This is a genomic window from Kitasatospora griseola, from assembly GCF_014648555.1.
Classification (GTDB): Bacteria; Actinomycetota; Actinomycetes; order Streptomycetales; family Streptomycetaceae; genus Kitasatospora; species Kitasatospora griseola.
Genome location: NZ_BMRI01000018.1, coordinates 1 through 15419, shown reverse-complemented (window position 1 = coordinate 15419; position 15419 = coordinate 1). Strand labels below are relative to the sequence as shown.

Here is a 15419-nt window from a genome sequence, read left to right as displayed (position 1 = left end):
GGACGGCTACCGCGGCGCGCCGGACCTGTCGGCCACCGCCACCGCCGAATCCCTCGCGGAGGTCGAGCGCCTCGGCGGGGCCGGCTGGGTCCCGCCGAAGGCGCCGATCGCGCCGCGCGGCTACCGGCCGTTCCCCGGAGGCGGAGGCCGGACCAACACCGAGCGGGTGCAGCACGGGAACTGGCTGTTCGAGACGAACGCGAGCGACGACCACGGCGTGCCGGGCGCCTGGCAGCTGGACGCCACGGGCCGCCCCGTGCGGTTCTGGCCCAACCTGCGCCACCACGCGCCCGCCCAGGAGCAACCCGCCGCTCCCGCAGCCCCCCTGCCGCCGCTGCACGCCGGGCGGTGCCCGGCCGGGCGGGCCCTGCTGGGATGGCTCGGCGACCCTCACGCACCGAGGCTGTGCCGCATCGCCGGATCGAGCGGCAACGGCCGCACCCACCTGCTGCGCTGGCTGACCGCCGCCTGCCCGCCCGACAGCCCGCGCACCGACCGCCGCGTCGACGTGCTGCTCGCCGCCGACCTGACGCCGGGCAGCTTCGTGTGGCAGTTGGCCCGTGAAAATTGACCGCGACGCCACGCCGCTGACTTCGACGAACACGCTGGTGCGGCCAGCGCGGACAGCGGGCCAGCGGCGAGTGTCATGATCGGGTCCGTGGAGCGCTACACGGCTGATCAGATCCAGGTGGTCACCTTCGAGGAGCACGTGCGGGCGCGTCCTGCGATGTACTTCCGGGTCGCCCGGGAAAGTCCTGAGCTTCCGACAGAGATTCTTCGGCAGGTGGTGTGGGACGCGCTGCATCACCGCGACGGCACGCACGGCCAGATCAGCGTGGAGATCGAATCGGACCTGGTATTCAGCGTGGAGGACGACCAGCGTCGAACTGGCGACGAGCGGGGAAGACCTGTCCCTGGATTCTTCGGTTCTCTCCTCGGCGGGGAACGATGGGTGCCCGCGGCGGCCGCCGTCCTCAGCGTCCGCACGGTTGTCGAGGTGCGGCTGGACGGGCAGGGTTTCCGCCAGGAACTGGCCGGCGCCGTGTCGGCGGGTGACTGGGAGGAGTTCGCCACATCCAAGCCCTCCGGTACACGGACCACGTTCCAGCTGGACCCGTCGTACTGCGGCCCCGACGAGGCCATCGCTTGGTCGTTGCGCCCGGAGGAACTGCACGGCCGGGGATGCGACGCGATTCCTTCGCCGGTGACCTTCTCCGTTCATGACCTGCGCGCAGACGGTATTGCCGCATGGAGAGACTGAGTTTCGGCGTGGAAGCAGTTCGGACGGGTGGTTGGCTCAGCGCCGTGCGGAGAACGGCATGGCGTCGGCCCATTCCCAGAACGCTCGGCCCTCCGTCACCTCGTGTTCCATGATCGCGAACAGTCGGGAGGCATCCACATCGGGCGGGATGTCGACGGCGACGTGACGGTCACCGCTCCACTCACTCAGCAGCCCCGCCGTACCGATCCCGTTCTTGATGCGATCGACTGCCCCGTTCAGTTGTGCCGGGGCCAGGCCCGGGACGAAGAGCAACCGCAGAACACGATGGGAGGAGAGGGCGACCACCTCAGCGACCTCGTCAGCGTCCGACAGAACGACCTGGTCGCCGAAGGCCAGCCCGTAGGTGCGAAACGGGATGCAGGCGATCGAGAAAGTCCCGTCGTCGAGAGGCTTCAGCCACACCTGCTCCTTCCACCCGTCCAGCCCGAAGGGCGCCAGGTCGGCATGGGCGATGTAGTTGCATTGAGCGCGCCCGACCGGGTCGTCGTGGACGATGAACTCGAGCACATGCTCTCCCTGGCTGATGTCACTGCGGTGAGCCCGCAGACGGAACACGTTCATCGGCTCGGTCGCTGATCTTGTGATGTGAGCGTCTCTCCTGTGAGCCTTGGCGAGTCGGTCCTGGCCGGCGTTGCGGAGCGCCACCGAGACGTGACTGAATCCGCCGGAGTGTCAACGCCAGCCGCGGCGAGAACGCCGTGTCATAGGGGCCGCGCGCCCCCGCAGAGGGTCGCGAAAACATGGTGAGAGCCTACGGTTCCGCGATGACAGATCGGGACGGTGTCCCCACGTTCGGCCTGGCTCAAGTCGACGCTTGGACCATCGGAAGCCTCCAATGTCACAAGATCAGCGACAGAGCCCATTGATGAGTACGTGGACAGCACCGCAGGCTGCCTTTGCGGATAGCACTGCGGCCCAGGTGCCAGCTCAGCTGAGGAGCAAAGACCTGAACACTGGAACTTGACAGGGAAGTCGACGTCGCCGGCGGCGTGGGCTCGGGCGGAGACGACCGGTACCCGGCCGGTGAACGGGCCGCCGGCGCCGCTGCTCCCGGACGACGGGCTGCCGAGCGGGGCGGTGAGCGTGCTGATCCCGGTGGTGGATGTGCTGCTGGTCGCCCCGCCCCAGGGCGTGCTCACCCCGCACCTGGTGCAACGCCTCGGGGCGCGGCACTGCAGTTGGAGGTCGCCGGGCATGAAGGGTGGGAGGGGCTGGCAGACGGCCACGGGAGTTACAGCGGTACCGGGTGACGGTCCGGGCGACCGGGCGGCTGGTGTGGCGGGTGCGGGAGGCGGAGCCGCTGCTGCCGGGACCGTCCGGTGCAGTGGAGACGCCGGTGGATGCCCCGGCGGCCGCTTCGCCCCCTGTCGTGCCGCTCGCGGCCGGGCCGGGGTGGGACGCGGCGGCCGAGGCCTACTGACGGGCCGCAGCCGGTACGACTACATGACCCGGAGGTCCTTCCAGGTCGCCGCGCCGACAATGCCGTCGACCTTGAGGCCGTCGTTGCTCTGGAGACGCTTCACGGCCGCCTCCGTGGCGGCGCCGAAGGAGCCGTCAATACCGGTGGAGCCCACCGAGTAGCCCCAGAAGATCAGCAGCGCCTGCAGTTCCTTCACCTTCGCGCCGGAGTCGCCGCGACTCGTGTAGGCGTTGCTCGTGTCGTAGCCGCAGTAGTACCCGAAGAACTCGTACCGCGGGCAGTTCACGGTCACCGCGATCGTCGCCCGCACATCGGTTGGCTTGGCCTGGACGGCAGCTGCTGAGCCGATGGGGAGCAGCGTCGCGGCCAGTGCGGCGGCTGCGAGCAGGGAGATCCTCGTGCGCTGGCGCATCCGGGGGCCCTTCGAACGGGGGATGGCGCGTGCCATCCGCTGGATTGAGTGAGCGCGAACGTATCCCTGCACCGGACTGTCGGGGCAGGGCGGACGACGGCGCGCGACGGAGGTGAGCGAAGCACTCCGGTACGTGGCCCTGTTGTCGGCCCGGGGCGATACCGTCCCGATCATGATCGATACGGCCGCCGCTGCCCGCCCCGCCCCCGCACCCCCTGCCCGTTCGCCGGCCTTGGCCGGCGGCTGGCTGTCGTACCCGGATGCGGCGCCGCACCCGACGCTCGGCGGCCGGCGCGTCACCTACGTCGCGGGCGGGCTGTGGCTGGGCCTGCGCGCGATGCTGCTCGGCCTCGACCCCGCAGCGGCCGAGCACGACCCCACAGCGGGGGCGTGCGACGTGCTGCGCCTGCTCGCTCTCACCGCCCGCCCCGCCCCCGGCGGGTACGTCACCGACCCGGTCGCAGACCTCGGGCACCGGCCGGTGCGGCTGCGCCCGGACGGCGCGGGCGGGCTGCTCGCGGACCAGCCGTAGCCCCGTACCCGGCCTGTTCGTTGCACCGGGCATGAACAGCAGCGGCGCGGCGCGGGGGGCTCGGCCGCCGCCTCGAGGACCTGATCGAGGACAGCGTGCCCGGGCACGGTCCCGCGTCGCCGCGCGCCACCCTGGCCGAGCGCACGGCCGCGACGGACCGCACGCTGCAGCAGTGCCTCCAGCTCGCCCGGGAGCGCCGACCGGGCCGCGGCACGGAGCGCGGTGCGGCAGCGGCGTTCCGGCTGAGCCGGTAGCGCCCGCCCCGAGTCAACGGCGGGGCGGGGCGGTGCAGGGGTGAGTGGTGCTCGCCCGGTCGGCGGGGGCGCGCGGCGGTCGGGCTCGGTGCGGGTTGTCGCCCGGGGCCGGCGGGCTGGTGACGCCCGCGATGGCTTCCGCCGACGGCATGAGTTACCGGCGGACGTTCTCGACCTTCTTGTGCCTGGACTTGGCCATCAGCATCGGCTCGGAGGCGCCTGCTCGCCGAGATGGGTGAGGGAGGAGTGCCGGTACTCGTGCAGGTCCCAGCCGGTGCCCGGCCCGGCGTGCGCGGTGTGCTGGTCGAGCCGTGCGCAGGCTTGGCCGTAGGAGAGGCTGGCCAGGCGGTGTTCGGGCAGACGTCGCGGGCGGAGAGCACCTTCCCCGGGCTGGGGCGGCGGTGGGTGACGAACACCGGGCCGCGGGTGCGGCCCTTGAGCAGCCGGGGTGGCAGCCGGGCGGTGCCCGCGTCCCAGAACACCGTCTCCAGTACGGCGCCGGCGCGGGTGGCTCCGCGCCGGCGGACCTCCCACACGAGGCGCCGGGGGTTGCACTCCAGGCCGGCGACGGTGGACCCCTGCGGCGCGCTGTGCCCGCTCGCCGCAGGGATGATCTCGTCGACGATGTCCGACTCCGCCAGGGGACTGGCCTCCTGAGTGGTGATCAGCAGCCACTGCGGCTCGCCCCCGGCCAGGAGCGGGACGGCGGGCCGGTGCGGCCTGACCCCGCTGTTCTGGGGCCACGTACGTTCCTACGGTGAGGTCAAGCTCAACTTCGCCTCCTACATGGGGATCGGCTGCACCGACTTGGGCGGACTCGGCATGGCCGACGGTGGCGCGTGATGACCAGCCTCAGCAGGCAGACGCACCGCCGCCTCTCCGGAGCCCCTGCGCCACCGGTCGTCCGGCGGAGCCGGCGACGCGGGATCTGTCGCCGGCCTCAGTCGCTCTGATCGCGGACTCGGACTCGGGCTCCGGCGCGGCGAGCTCGGGGACGGGAAGGGCGTCGGCGTTCATGATGCTGGGTTGAGCAGCTTCCAGTGGCCCTCGGAGACGACCTCGACTTCGCCGTCGGTCACCTTGATGGCGGTCTGAGCGTCGATGGCGTACGCCGGACCGTTGATCCCGGCGGCCCACCGCTCCGCCTCGGCCATGGTGTACTCCGGACCGCTGTTGAGGTGCGGGAAGATCGAGGAGTCGACGACTCCCAGCGCGCTGTCACCACTGGTGGGCGGCTTCCAGTCGACGAAGTACTCCCCGACGCGGGGAGTCAGGACCATGCTCCCGGCACTGAGCCCTACGTAGACCGTGTCGCGCAGCGACGGGAGGAGGTCGGCCAGTCCGGACTCCCGCATCCAGTGGCAGAGGTACAGCGCGTCGCCGCCGTTGACGAGGAGGGCATCTGCCTCTCGGACCCAGGAGACCCAGCGTTCCTTGTCGATGCTGGGCAGGGCGGTGAGTTCCAGCACGCCCACCGACTTCCACCCCAACTCGGCCATGGGGCTGGGGGACTGTCCGCTGATGAAACGCCACGGCCCACCCGGATCCCCGTACGGGCCCCCGTATCCGGCGGTGGGGATGCAGAGGGCGCCGGCCTCGGCGATCGGTTTGCCCAGGAGATCGACCAGCGCCGCCAGGATGCTTGCGTTCCTGACACCGGAGTCGGTTAGGAGAAGCTTCATCGCGCAACCGTAGTAGAAGGGCGGTTCGGTCAAGTAGGCGATGGGATCGGGCGCGGGCGGGCGGTGCGGCCACAGCATCGCTGGACATGGGACATCCCCTACGTCCAGCCCGCCAGGGGCGATGGCTACTGGGTGGCCGGGCCCCTCCGCACCGAGCCAGTTGGTCCAGCAGCCGCCGCAGCGCCTATGCGAAGGCCGGCCGCGAGCGATACGGCCTGACCGCCGCACGCAGGCCGACTTCGACTCCTGCCTGAACGAGACGACCGACCCGAATATCCCGCTGGCGGCCCACTCGGCCCGTGCCTCCGACCTTTCCGCTCTCATCGGGGTGCTCAACCGCTGCCGACTCAGGTCGGCGTGCGGTCACTACCGGCGGGCGGATCGTGCAATAATCGTCAATGTGACGATAACTCTGGAAGATGTGCGGGCTGCCGTGGGCCACATGGCCGTCAAGCTCGGCACAGGAAGGGACGATCTTGTCGCCTTCACCCCCCAAGACTCCGCTTGCCCCTTCGTCGGAGTCCATGCCGGGATGCTCCACTGGGTCGTGGTGGAGCGCGGCCCAGGAGTTGCAGCACTGCACCACAGCCGACCTCGACGAACTCCTGCATTGGATCGCCCTCGGCGCCACCGGCTCCATGGCCCAGCAGTGGGAACTGCAGCAGCGGGACCGTTTCCCCGCCGACCGGGACACGCGGATCGGCTGGCTCGCCAAGCAGGTAGAACTGCTGCGGCGTCTGAACACCGAGTGGGCCGAGCAGTTCCGAGCGCACATCCCCGTTCAATGCCCGGGGGTCCGCCTGGAGGACGTGGACGCGCACCCCCTCGGCTGAACATCCCGTGAGGTGGCCAGCCCCGCTGGCGCACACATGCAGCCCGGTCGCACCACCCAGCCGGGTTCCGCGACCGCCAGGTCCTCGGATCGCGGCACGCTTCCGCGGCGTCCTGCAACGACGGCAGATTTCCGCTCGGGGACCACGAGTACAAGGCCTTGGTGGCCGTCCAGCTCCCGGCGGCCTGAGCCCGTGAGCTGTCGGGGCGGGCCCGGTGTCCCGAGGATCTACGAGGAGGGCGGGCTGGAGTTCCGCGCGGGCACGCCCCAGGACATGCGGGTGGTCGTGGCGGCGATGACCGCCGGCGCCAGGAACGGCCTGCACGGGGACGCGGCGACGCCGCTCTCCTCGACCCCGTCCCCTGGTTCCGCGACCTCGCCATGAACGAGGGACTGCGCACCGCCCCGACCCAGATGCGCAACCCCGACGACTACGCCTGGATCGCCGACCTGTACTGACACCCCGTCGGCCGGGCGCGGCGCACCGGCGCGGGCAGCTCCGAGGGAACGGCTTCATCTGCTGCAGTGGGCACGCTCGCGCCGTGGCAGCCGTTTATGTGTCTGGCGATCAAGAGGGGAGAGCGTGATGACAGTTCAGGTGTGGGCGGCGCCGGGGCGAGTGGAGTCGCTGTGGTGGGGCGGGGAGGACCTCGTCGACCTGGTTGGGGGCGGGCGCCGGTGGGGGGCGGATGGGGGGCTCCGGGAGACGTCACTGCGGTGGGGGTTCCCGTTCGACCAGGCGGTGGTGGCGCCGTCCGGGAGGTTCGCTGTGGTGTACGCGGAGCGCGGGACGAAGGGGCTGGTGGTGGAGCTCGATGGGCCGAAGGTGCTCCGGGAGATCAACCGCAGCTACTACCGTGCGGAGGACTACGACTACCCGGTGGCGATCGGTCGGTTGCCGGACGGCCGGGAGGTTCTGGCGCACTGCCCCGAGGATTACAACCGGGTGCAGATCGAGGACCTGTTGACGGGGGAGCGGCTGACCGAGGGCGAGCGCGGTACCGCCGATGTCTTTCACTCGCGGCTCGCGGTGAGCCGTGACGGCCGGCACCTGCTGTCGGCGGGCTGGGTGTGGGCCCCGATCGGGGTGGCGCACGTGTACGAGCTGGCGGCGGCGTTCGCCGGTCCGGCCACGCTGGACGCGGACAGCCTCTTCGCGCCGTACGCCGGGGTCGATGCCGAGGTGGGCGCGGCCTGTTGGCTGGACGAGGACCGGCTGGCGGTTGCCTCCACCGACGAGTCGCTGGGGTGGGACCAGGAGCCGGTGTTCGGCACCATGCAGCTCGGTGTGTGGTCGGTCGGCCAGCGCCGCTGGCTGCACTGCAACCCGGTCGACCACCTCACCGGCACGCTGCTGGCCCGCGGTTCCCAGGTGGTCTCGCTGAACGGCCACCCCCGGTTGCTCGACACCGAGACCGGCCGGGTGGTCGCCGAGTGGCCCGAGGTGACTGTCGCGGAGAAGGCCCACTGCTACGGCGCCAAGCACATTCCCACCCCGATCGCCGTCGTCAGCCCCGACGGCAACCGCCTCGCCGTCGCACAGGAAGACGGTATTGCCGTCATCGACCTGCCTGAGCACGGACCTGCCTGACCGCCGACCTGCTTGAGCACCGACCTGCCTGACCGCCGACCTACGCCCTGCTCGGCCGCACTCCCACGTGCCTCGCAGACCAGGTCGACGGGCCCGGGGGGCGTCCTCCGGGTGCATCAGCACCGTGCCAACTGGGAGAACAGCACCGGCTGCTGTGGGCCTACCGGCAGCGACGGACTCAACCGAGCCTGTCTCTGCGGCGCTGCGGTCGCGACGCTCGCGGCGGACTGCTTCGGGTCCTACGAGCTGCACCTCGACCCTGTCCGGACCTACGCGTTCTCCCAGTAGGCCCGCGGAACGGCCGCCCCGGAGCGCGATGCCCGGGTCGGTCGTTCACCCGGCTACTTCACGACTGCTTTCAGTGGCGAACGGCCCGCCGAGGCCGGCACCTGGACCGTGAAGGATGCGACGGGGGGCTGGCCCGGCCGCCGTCGGGATCGTTCAGCGCGAACTGCGCCGCGTCCACCAGGACCACGGCCGCGCGCACGCTGTCCTTCACCTCGCGGGTCCGGAACGCCTGCGGGTCGCAGGCACCGACAGTGCGCTCGAAGCCGCGGACCGCCTCGGTGAGGCGGTCGTGCCAGTGGCGGAGGAGGACACCTGCCCGACGAGCTGATCGCCGTTCTGCGCACGGGAGTTGACTCCTTGTCTGCGAGAACGGCCGACTGCGCTTGGCTGGTCGATCAGCACTTCGCTGCCCGGGCGCTGAAGAGCGGGAATGTGGGGTTCGACCCGAATCGAACGGTCCACGGCCGATGATGCTGTCAGGCACTGTCCCCGTTCTGGTGCGGAGGGCTGCTGGTGGGTCCGCTCGGATCGCTTGAGTTGCGCTGGCCACGCGATTCGAGCCGGCGGCGGGCCAGTTCAGCCGGGTCGGGCCGGGTTCTCCACTCGGTGATCGGGCCGTGCGACGGGTCCGGACGGGGAGCCGGGTCGGGATAGGGCATGCCGTTCTTCACGTAGTCCGGACTCTCCGGAGAGGTGATCGTGGACCGAGTGATGAAGCGGTCCCATCCGGTGGGGCCCTGGTAGCCGCCGCTGCCGGAGGGAGTGCTGGGCTTGGCGAACTTCGGTGGGCGGTCCTGGTTTCCGTCCCCGCCGGCGCGGGTGAGGTCGGCCGGGCCGGGGTGGGGGCCGCCGCCGGGGGCGGGCGGTGCGCTGGGGTGCTTGGCCGAGGAGGCGCCGGCATGCAGGCCGGTGCCCGCACCGCCGGAGAGGCCGGAGCCGAGCAGGGTGGAGGTGTCGACCTTGCCGGTGGTCAGGTACTGGGTGGCCGCGTCGGCGCAGACCCCGGTGGCCGCGCCGATCGCCGCCTTCCCGGGCAGCGACCGCGCGGCATTGCCCAGGCCGAGTCGGCCGGCCGCGCCGCCCAGCCCCTTGCCGATCAGGTGACCGGAGGCGCCACCGATCGCGCCGCCGAGCGCGTTCCGCCCCAGCTCCTTCACGTCGATGCTCCCTCGGTGCCCCTCGGCGAGTTCGATGCCCTGGGCGAGCAGGTCGATCGCGGCCATCTGAACGGCCTGCCTGGCCGCCATCGCCAGCGTCTCCTTCAGCAGCGTCTTCAGGATCGTCGAAACCGCCGTCCTGCCCGCCGCGACGAACGCCGGTATCTGCGCCATCGACGCACCGGCGGTCACCGGAGCCTCGGCCTCGGCGGTGGCGATCTCGAACGCCAGGATCCCGAGCTGCGCGACGATCTGGATCTTCGCCGTCTCCGCCGCGTTGGCGGCCTGCTCCAGCAGGTCGCCCATCCCGGCCAGCGCGTTCACGACACCGCCGAGCCGACCCGGATCGTCCGCACTGCCCGATCCGACCGAGAACCTGCCCCAGTACGCGCCCAACGCCTCGGCAGCGGTGCCCTCCTGTCCATCGAGAGCACGCCGAACCGCCGAATCCGCGCCCTGCGCAGCCTCCTTGAGCCCCTCGGCCGCCGTGCGACAGTGCCCGGCCATCTCCCGCAGCCGGTCCTCGTCCGCCTCCGGCCAGCGGCAACCCGCCAGCAGAAGCAGGACCCACTGGAGCGGCTCGGGGAGTTCAACGGCCACGGACTGGCACCTCCGACTGCGAACGGTCTACGACGGGGCCCGGCTGCCACCGTGCCGGAACAATCCGTCCGGAGAAGCGGGTTCGAGCAGGAGCGAACGTATCCGGCCCGACCACCCGCGTCCCGGCGGAACCACCGGCAGAAGTACGGGTAGCCGATTCCTGCCGATGCGCGCCGCGCTGGTAGGTTCATGAAGAACCATCCGCTGACGCGCTGACAGAGTCGCCGTCGCGATCCGCGCAGGTGGCCGACACCGTGGTGATGCGAGCGGAGCGGGCACAGCCCCGAACCGTCCCGGCGCCCGCCGCACCGTAAGGAGCCCGCCGTGCCGCTCACCCGCCAGGCGCAGCGCATCGCGCCCGCTGTCCGGCCGTGAGCAGCCCCGGCGAGTTCGGCGCACTGCTGCGCGGGCTGCGACTGCGCGCGGGCCACAGCCAGGAACACCTCGCCCACGCCGCCGGGCTCGGCGTACGCACCCTCACCGACCTGGAACGCGGCAGGGCCCGCGGGCCGCAGCGCCGCACCGTCGAGGCACTCACCCGGGCCCTGGACCTGGACGAGGGCGACGCCCGCGCACTGGAGGCCGCCGCCGCGCTGGGCCGCCCGCGCGCCGTACCCGCCCCACCCGCGGCGTCGCTCGCCGGAACGCTCGCCCTTCCCCGGGACCTGCGGGACTTCACCGCGCGCGCCGAAGCACTCGACCGAGTGCGCGAGGCGGCGTCCAGCTCCGGCCACGGCCCGGCGCCCGTCGCGCTGATCACCGGTCAACCGGGCCTGGGCAAGAGCGCGTTCGCCGTCCACACGGCACACCTGCTCGCACCCGAGTACCCCGACGGCCGGCTCGCCCTCGACCTGCGCGGCACGGACGAACGGCCGACCGAGCCGCGCGAGGCACTGGCCAGGCTGCTGCGCGCCGTCGCCGTGGACGAGAGCGCCATCCCCCGCAGCACCGAGGAACGCTCGGGCCTGTGGCGCACCCTCACGGCGGACCGCCGGATGCTCGTCCTCCTCGACAACGCCGCGGACGAGGACCAGGTACGCCCGATGCTGCCCGCCGGGGGCACCTCACTGACCCTGGTGACCAGCCGGCACTCGCTGGCCGGCCTGGAGTCGGCCTGCCGGATCGGCCTCGGCCTGCTGCGCCGGGAGGAGGCGGTCCACCTGCTGACCCGCATCCTCGGCGCCGACCGGGTCGCCGCCGAGGAGCAGGCCGCCCGCGATCTCGCCGACCTGTGCGGCCGGCTGCCGCTGGCCATCCGGGTGGCCGGCCAACGGCTGGCCGCGCGACCGGCCGAACGCATCGGCACCCTCGTGTCGCACCTCACCGACGAGGAACGACGGCTGGACGCCCTGCGCGCCGGCAGCCTGGAGGTCCGCGCGGCGTTCGCCCTCTCCTACCGCCGCCTCGCGCCCGCCGCCCGCACCCTGCTGCGCCGCGCCGCACTCGCGCAAGGACCGGACTTCAGCGCCCACACCCTCGCCCTGTTCGCCGACCTGCCGCTGCGACAGGCGCGGCAACTGGCCGAGGACCTCGAACGGCAGGGACTGCTGCACGCCACCCCGCAGCCGGACCGCTACCGCTTCCACGACCTGCTGCGCCTGTTCGCGGCCGAGCAGCTCGCCGACGACGACCCCACCGCGATCGAACGGATCCGGTCGACGGCCGCCCGCCGGCTGCTGGCCCGGGCCGAGGCCGCCGCCGCGCACTTCGACGCCGAACACGGCCGCCCTGCCGCACGCGACCCCGACCCGTCCACCGCGCCGGCCGACGCCGGGCAGGCCCGCGCCTGGCTGGAGGCCGAACGGGAGCAGTGGCTGTGGGCCCTGCGCCACGCCCACGACCGCGCGCTGCACCGCGAGGTCGTGGACACCGCCGAGGCCATGCACTGGTTCTCCGACCGCACCCAGCACTGGGAGCAGTGGACCGAGGTGTTCGAGCTGTCGGCGGCCTCGGCCGAAGCCATCGGCTCCCACGCCGAGCAGGCCGCCCACCTCAACTACCTGGCCTGGGCGTACAACCTGTGCGCCTACGACCACCAGCGGGCACTGGAGACCGCCGACCGGGCGTACACCGCCGCCCTCGCCGCCGGAGACCGCCTGCAGCAGGGCTGGGCCCTCGGCTACGGCGCCGGAGCCCTGCACCGCCTCGGTCGCACGGAGGAGGCCACCGCCCGAATGCGGTCCGCCGCCGATCGCCACCGGCACAACCCCGACCCGCGCGGCCGACTCGCGGAAGTGAGCGCCTGGAACGCCCTCGGCACCCTGCTGCGCGACGCGGGCCAGGCCGAACAGGCGCTCACGGTCCACCGGCGCGCCGAAGCCGTCTGCCGGGCCGGGTTCCCCGGCCGGACCCCCGCGCTGCACACCGTCTACCTCGCCATCACCGAGCACCAACTCGGCTGTGACCTGGCCGCCCTGACCCGCTGGAGCGAAGCCGAGCCGGCGCTGCGACGGGCGCTGGGCGCCTTCGAGTCGCTCGACATGCCGGCCTGGAGCGAACCCGTCCGGCTCGACCTCGCCGTCGCCCTGCACCGTCAGGGCCGTCGCGAGGAGGCCTGGGCCGAGCTCACCGCAGCCCATCGCGCGCTCGTCGGGCTCAACCACCGGCGTCACACCGAAGCCGCCGACCTGCTGCACGAGTTGGCCGCGGAACCCGCGGGCTGAGCCCCCGGCGCGCCGGGGCCCGGCAGAAGTAGGCAGGTCCGTACTTCTGCCGGGCAAACCGCCTCGTCGCGCCGTGGACCGGCTGCTGGACTGGCCTCCACTCTCCAGTCCCGTGCCCCGGCCCCCGCCGCATGGGCACCGCACCGCACAAAGGTTTCACGATGAGACGCTTCCTCTCTCCCGCCGCACGAGCATGGCGAAGGCCGAGCTGGAACGAATTCCGCGGCGTGGCAGTCACGTTGGCGCTCGCCCTGGTCATGGCCGGGTTCACGCCGCCGGCCGGTGCGAACGCCGAGGGCATCGGGTCCACGGCCTGTCAGTTCGACAACTGGGCGACCTGGGGCGTGCAGCAGTCCGGGGCGGTCACGGGAACCGGGTCGCAGACGTCGATCGGCATGGGGTGCGCGGCCGATGCGCCGGCGTTCCTCGCCGATGCGGCCACCGGTTCCGGTGACCTGCTGGTGGTCATGACGGTCCAGGAGGCGACCGGTCGCACGGAACTCGCGGACGGGGTCCGCGAGATCCACCAGCTGCAGGGCGGCGGACAGCGGCTGAGCGACATCGTCAAGCAGCGCGCGGCCACCTACGGACCCGGTGTGTACCCGACGCCGGCCGACGACGTCACGTTCGACGGAACCGTCCGGCTCCTGGACAACAACAACGTGGTCGTCGTGGTTCCCGCCTCGGAGGTCGGTGTCCAGGCGAACTGGTGGCAGAAGGTCATCGCCACCAGCACCAGCCTGGTGGTGGGCCTGGCGGTGGCGGTGCTGTGCTTCGCGCCGTTCGCCGTGGGCGCCCCCATGGCCGGGCCGATCTGCGCGGCCGTCAGCGGCGCCGTGGGCGGTTTCGTCAACGAGCTGCTCAACGCCCTGTTCGACCAGCGGGAGTTCGACGGCGACTTCTGGACGGAAGCGCTCACCCAGGCCCTGGTCGGAGCCGTGGCCGGCCCCTTGCTCGGCAAGTTCATGAACTGGGCCGAAATCGGCGCGAATCCCATGATGCAGAGCGTCGGCACCTGGCTCAGGGACTTCGGCCGAACGGTCGGAGGGAAGGTGGCCGAGGTCATGGGCGCAGCGGCCGGGACCGCCGTGGTCATCGCCAGGAACCTGAAGGACAGCGTGCTCCGGCGGGCGGGCCAGGTCGAGGCGCTCGACGTCGCCGACGCCCCGGACTCCTCGATGGCCAAGGCGGCCGGCTTCCTCGCCGCCGACCAGGACCGCTACCCGCTCTCCGACCCGCTGGCCGGCCAGGGCACGCCCCCCGACCCGTCACTGCCGACCATTCCGACGGTGAAGCTGGTGGGCGTCCCCCGGAGCTACACGGGCGGCTACTTCGGCGGCGCCGGCGAGTCCGCACCGAACAGCCCGTTCGGGCCGGACGGCTTCCAGGCGTCCTTCACCTACGACAACGCCGTCTTCATCATCTCCATGCTCCAGGGCCGGCAGCGCGACCTGGACCGGGCCCGCCGCCTGGGCTACAGCCTGCTGTACGCCCAGGACCACGATCCGGCGCACGACGGCAGCATCCGGGCCTCCTACCTGCCCGACCCGTTCATCACCACCCTCGGCCGGGACTACCCGGTCGGCACGCCATACATCGGCAGCTGGTCGGTGTACACCGGCAACATGGCCTGGGCCGGCATGGCCTTCGTCCACCTCTACCGGGCCACCGGTGACAGCGAGTTCCGCAACGGCGCGCTGCGGGTGGCGAACTGGATCGAGACCAACGCGACCGACACCCGGGGCGCCGGCGGCTACACCGGCGGCTTCTCCGACACCTCGGCGGCCGGGGACGGCAGCGGCATGGTCCAGCGGACGTGGAAGGCCACCGAGCACAACATTGACGTCGGCGCGTTCTACTTCATGCTGAGCCAGGTCACCGGCGACCACGACTGGAAGGAGCGGTCGGACAACGCCTTCACGTTCGTCAAGTCCATGCTCAGCGCCGACCGCAACCACCTGTGGACCGGCACCGGCCTGGACGGGCGCACCGTCAACGAGGACGCGGTGCCCGAGGACGTCCAGACCTGGGCCTACCTGGCCACCCTCGACCACGCCTACGCGCGCACCGCCGACTGGGCCGCCGGGCGGATGGCCGCCACCGACGGGCCGTTCAGCGGCGTCAGCTTCAGCACCGTCGACACCTCCGGCGTCTGGTTCGAGGGCACCGCGCACCTGCTGGCCGTCTACCAGACGCGCCAGGCCCCCGGGGACGCGGACAAGGCCGCGCTGCTGATCAGCACCCTGCAACGGGCCCAGAACAGCGCCCCGCACGCCGACGGCGCGGGCCTCGTCGCCGCCTCGCACGACGGCCTCGACACCGGGCAGGGCGACCGCTACTACGCGTCCCTGCACACCGGAGCCACGGCCTGGTACCTGCTCGCCGGGCAGGGAGGCAACCCCTTCCGCCTCGCCGCCTAGTACTGCAACGACACTTCGGTATGGCCTCTTCGCTTGAAGTGGCTTGTACGGGCTCGGGCTCGTGATTTTCTGCGCCATAGCGACCAGGCGAGTGCGTGGCGGATTCCGTGACGCACGGGCGAGGAGACGCGGTTGAAGAGTTTCCTCGCCTCGTTCATGGTGACGGGCGCCAGCAAGTCACTTGTTCGAGCTGCGGTATCCCCTTTTGGGCGTGCGATCGCAAGAGTGCGAGAAAGGCGAGGGCGGCCATGGAGAGGGTGATGTGGCGGTACCACGCGGTGTATCG

13 protein-coding genes and 3 pseudogenes are annotated in these 15419 nt (G+C 71.9%); 10 read left to right on the top strand and 6 right to left on the bottom strand.

The window, feature by feature from the left end:
• Positions 1 to 571 (top strand): annotated as a pseudogene (locus IEZ12_RS22220) (hypothetical protein); the annotation flags it as partial.
• 87 nt (positions 572 to 658) lie between these two features.
• On the top strand, positions 659 to 1261 hold the full coding sequence (locus IEZ12_RS22215) for a hypothetical protein (RefSeq protein ID WP_189273953.1): 603 nt from the start codon (positions 659 to 661) through the stop codon (positions 1259 to 1261).
• A 36-nt stretch (positions 1262 to 1297) separates the two neighbouring features.
• Here the strand turns inward: IEZ12_RS22215 and IEZ12_RS22210 are convergent, their stop codons facing one another.
• The gene (locus tag IEZ12_RS22210; protein ID WP_189273951.1) at positions 1298 to 1789 is read right to left on the bottom strand and encodes a DUF4265 domain-containing protein; all 492 of its coding nucleotides are present in this window, start codon (positions 1787 to 1789) and stop codon (positions 1298 to 1300) included.
• Positions 1790 to 2721: 932 nt separating this feature from the next.
• A complete protein-coding gene (locus IEZ12_RS22205) occupies positions 2722 to 3150 on the bottom strand; it encodes a peptidoglycan-binding domain-containing protein (protein ID WP_229847771.1) in 429 nt (142 codons plus the stop codon).
• Positions 3151 to 3286: 136 nt separating this feature from the next.
• Between IEZ12_RS22205 and IEZ12_RS22200 the strand changes: the two genes are divergently transcribed.
• Positions 3287 to 3646 (top strand): hypothetical protein, encoded by a 360-nt coding sequence (locus tag IEZ12_RS22200; protein ID WP_189273949.1) that lies wholly within the window; start codon positions 3287 to 3289, stop codon positions 3644 to 3646.
• 95 nt (positions 3647 to 3741) lie between these two features.
• Complete coding sequence (locus tag IEZ12_RS22195) at positions 3742 to 3900, top strand: hypothetical protein (protein WP_189273947.1); 159 nt, start codon at positions 3742 to 3744, stop codon at positions 3898 to 3900.
• Positions 3901 to 4057: 157 nt separating this feature from the next.
• Here the strand turns inward: IEZ12_RS22195 and IEZ12_RS38870 are convergent.
• A pseudogene (locus IEZ12_RS38870) lies at positions 4058 to 4430 on the bottom strand (site-specific integrase); the annotation flags it as partial.
• A gap of 130 nt (positions 4431 to 4560) precedes the next feature.
• On the opposite strand from IEZ12_RS38870, the gene IEZ12_RS22190 reads away from it, so the two are divergent.
• On the top strand, positions 4561 to 4743 hold the full coding sequence (locus IEZ12_RS22190; RefSeq protein WP_189273945.1) for a hypothetical protein: 183 nt from the start codon (positions 4561 to 4563) through the stop codon (positions 4741 to 4743).
• A 170-nt stretch (positions 4744 to 4913) separates the two neighbouring features.
• On the opposite strand, the gene IEZ12_RS22185 is transcribed toward IEZ12_RS22190, so the two are convergent.
• Positions 4914 to 5582, bottom strand: coding sequence for a Type 1 glutamine amidotransferase-like domain-containing protein (locus tag IEZ12_RS22185; RefSeq protein ID WP_189274130.1), 669 nt, complete (start codon positions 5580 to 5582; stop codon positions 4914 to 4916).
• Between the two features lie 569 nt (positions 5583 to 6151).
• Here IEZ12_RS22185 and IEZ12_RS22180 point away from each other — a divergent pair.
• The 3 genes from IEZ12_RS22180 (at position 6152) to IEZ12_RS22170 (ending at position 8005) form a co-directional block, all read left to right on the top strand.
• The gene (locus IEZ12_RS22180; RefSeq protein ID WP_189273943.1) at positions 6152 to 6415 is read left to right on the top strand and encodes an Imm63 family immunity protein; all 264 of its coding nucleotides are present in this window, start codon (positions 6152 to 6154) and stop codon (positions 6413 to 6415) included.
• Positions 6416 to 6607: 192 nt separating this feature from the next.
• Positions 6608 to 6799 carry a hypothetical protein gene (locus tag IEZ12_RS22175; RefSeq protein WP_189273942.1) on the top strand — a complete coding sequence of 64 codons (192 nt, stop codon included), beginning with the start codon at positions 6608 to 6610 and terminating at the stop codon, positions 6797 to 6799.
• 201 nt (positions 6800 to 7000) lie between these two features.
• Positions 7001 to 8005 (top strand): WD40 repeat domain-containing protein, encoded by a 1005-nt coding sequence (locus IEZ12_RS22170; protein WP_189273940.1) that lies wholly within the window; start codon positions 7001 to 7003, stop codon positions 8003 to 8005.
• 764 nt (positions 8006 to 8769) lie between these two features.
• Here the strand turns inward: IEZ12_RS22170 and IEZ12_RS22165 are convergent.
• Positions 8770 to 10050 carry a WXG100 family type VII secretion target gene (locus IEZ12_RS22165; protein ID WP_189273938.1) on the bottom strand — a complete coding sequence of 427 codons (1281 nt, stop codon included), beginning with the start codon at positions 10048 to 10050 and terminating at the stop codon, positions 8770 to 8772.
• A gap of 371 nt (positions 10051 to 10421) precedes the next feature.
• On the opposite strand from IEZ12_RS22165, the gene IEZ12_RS22160 reads away from it, so the two are divergent.
• Both IEZ12_RS22160 and IEZ12_RS22155 read left to right on the top strand, forming a co-directional pair.
• Positions 10422 to 12713 carry an ATP-binding protein gene (locus tag IEZ12_RS22160; protein WP_189273936.1) on the top strand — a complete coding sequence of 764 codons (2292 nt, stop codon included), beginning with the start codon at positions 10422 to 10424 and terminating at the stop codon, positions 12711 to 12713.
• 227 nt (positions 12714 to 12940) lie between these two features.
• Positions 12941 to 15133, top strand: a complete 2193-nt coding sequence (locus IEZ12_RS22155; protein ID WP_189273934.1) for a hypothetical protein — start codon at positions 12941 to 12943, stop codon at positions 15131 to 15133.
• 154 nt (positions 15134 to 15287) lie between these two features.
• Here the strand turns inward: IEZ12_RS22155 and IEZ12_RS22150 are convergent.
• Positions 15288 to 15419: pseudogene (locus tag IEZ12_RS22150) on the bottom strand (IS701 family transposase); the annotation flags it as partial.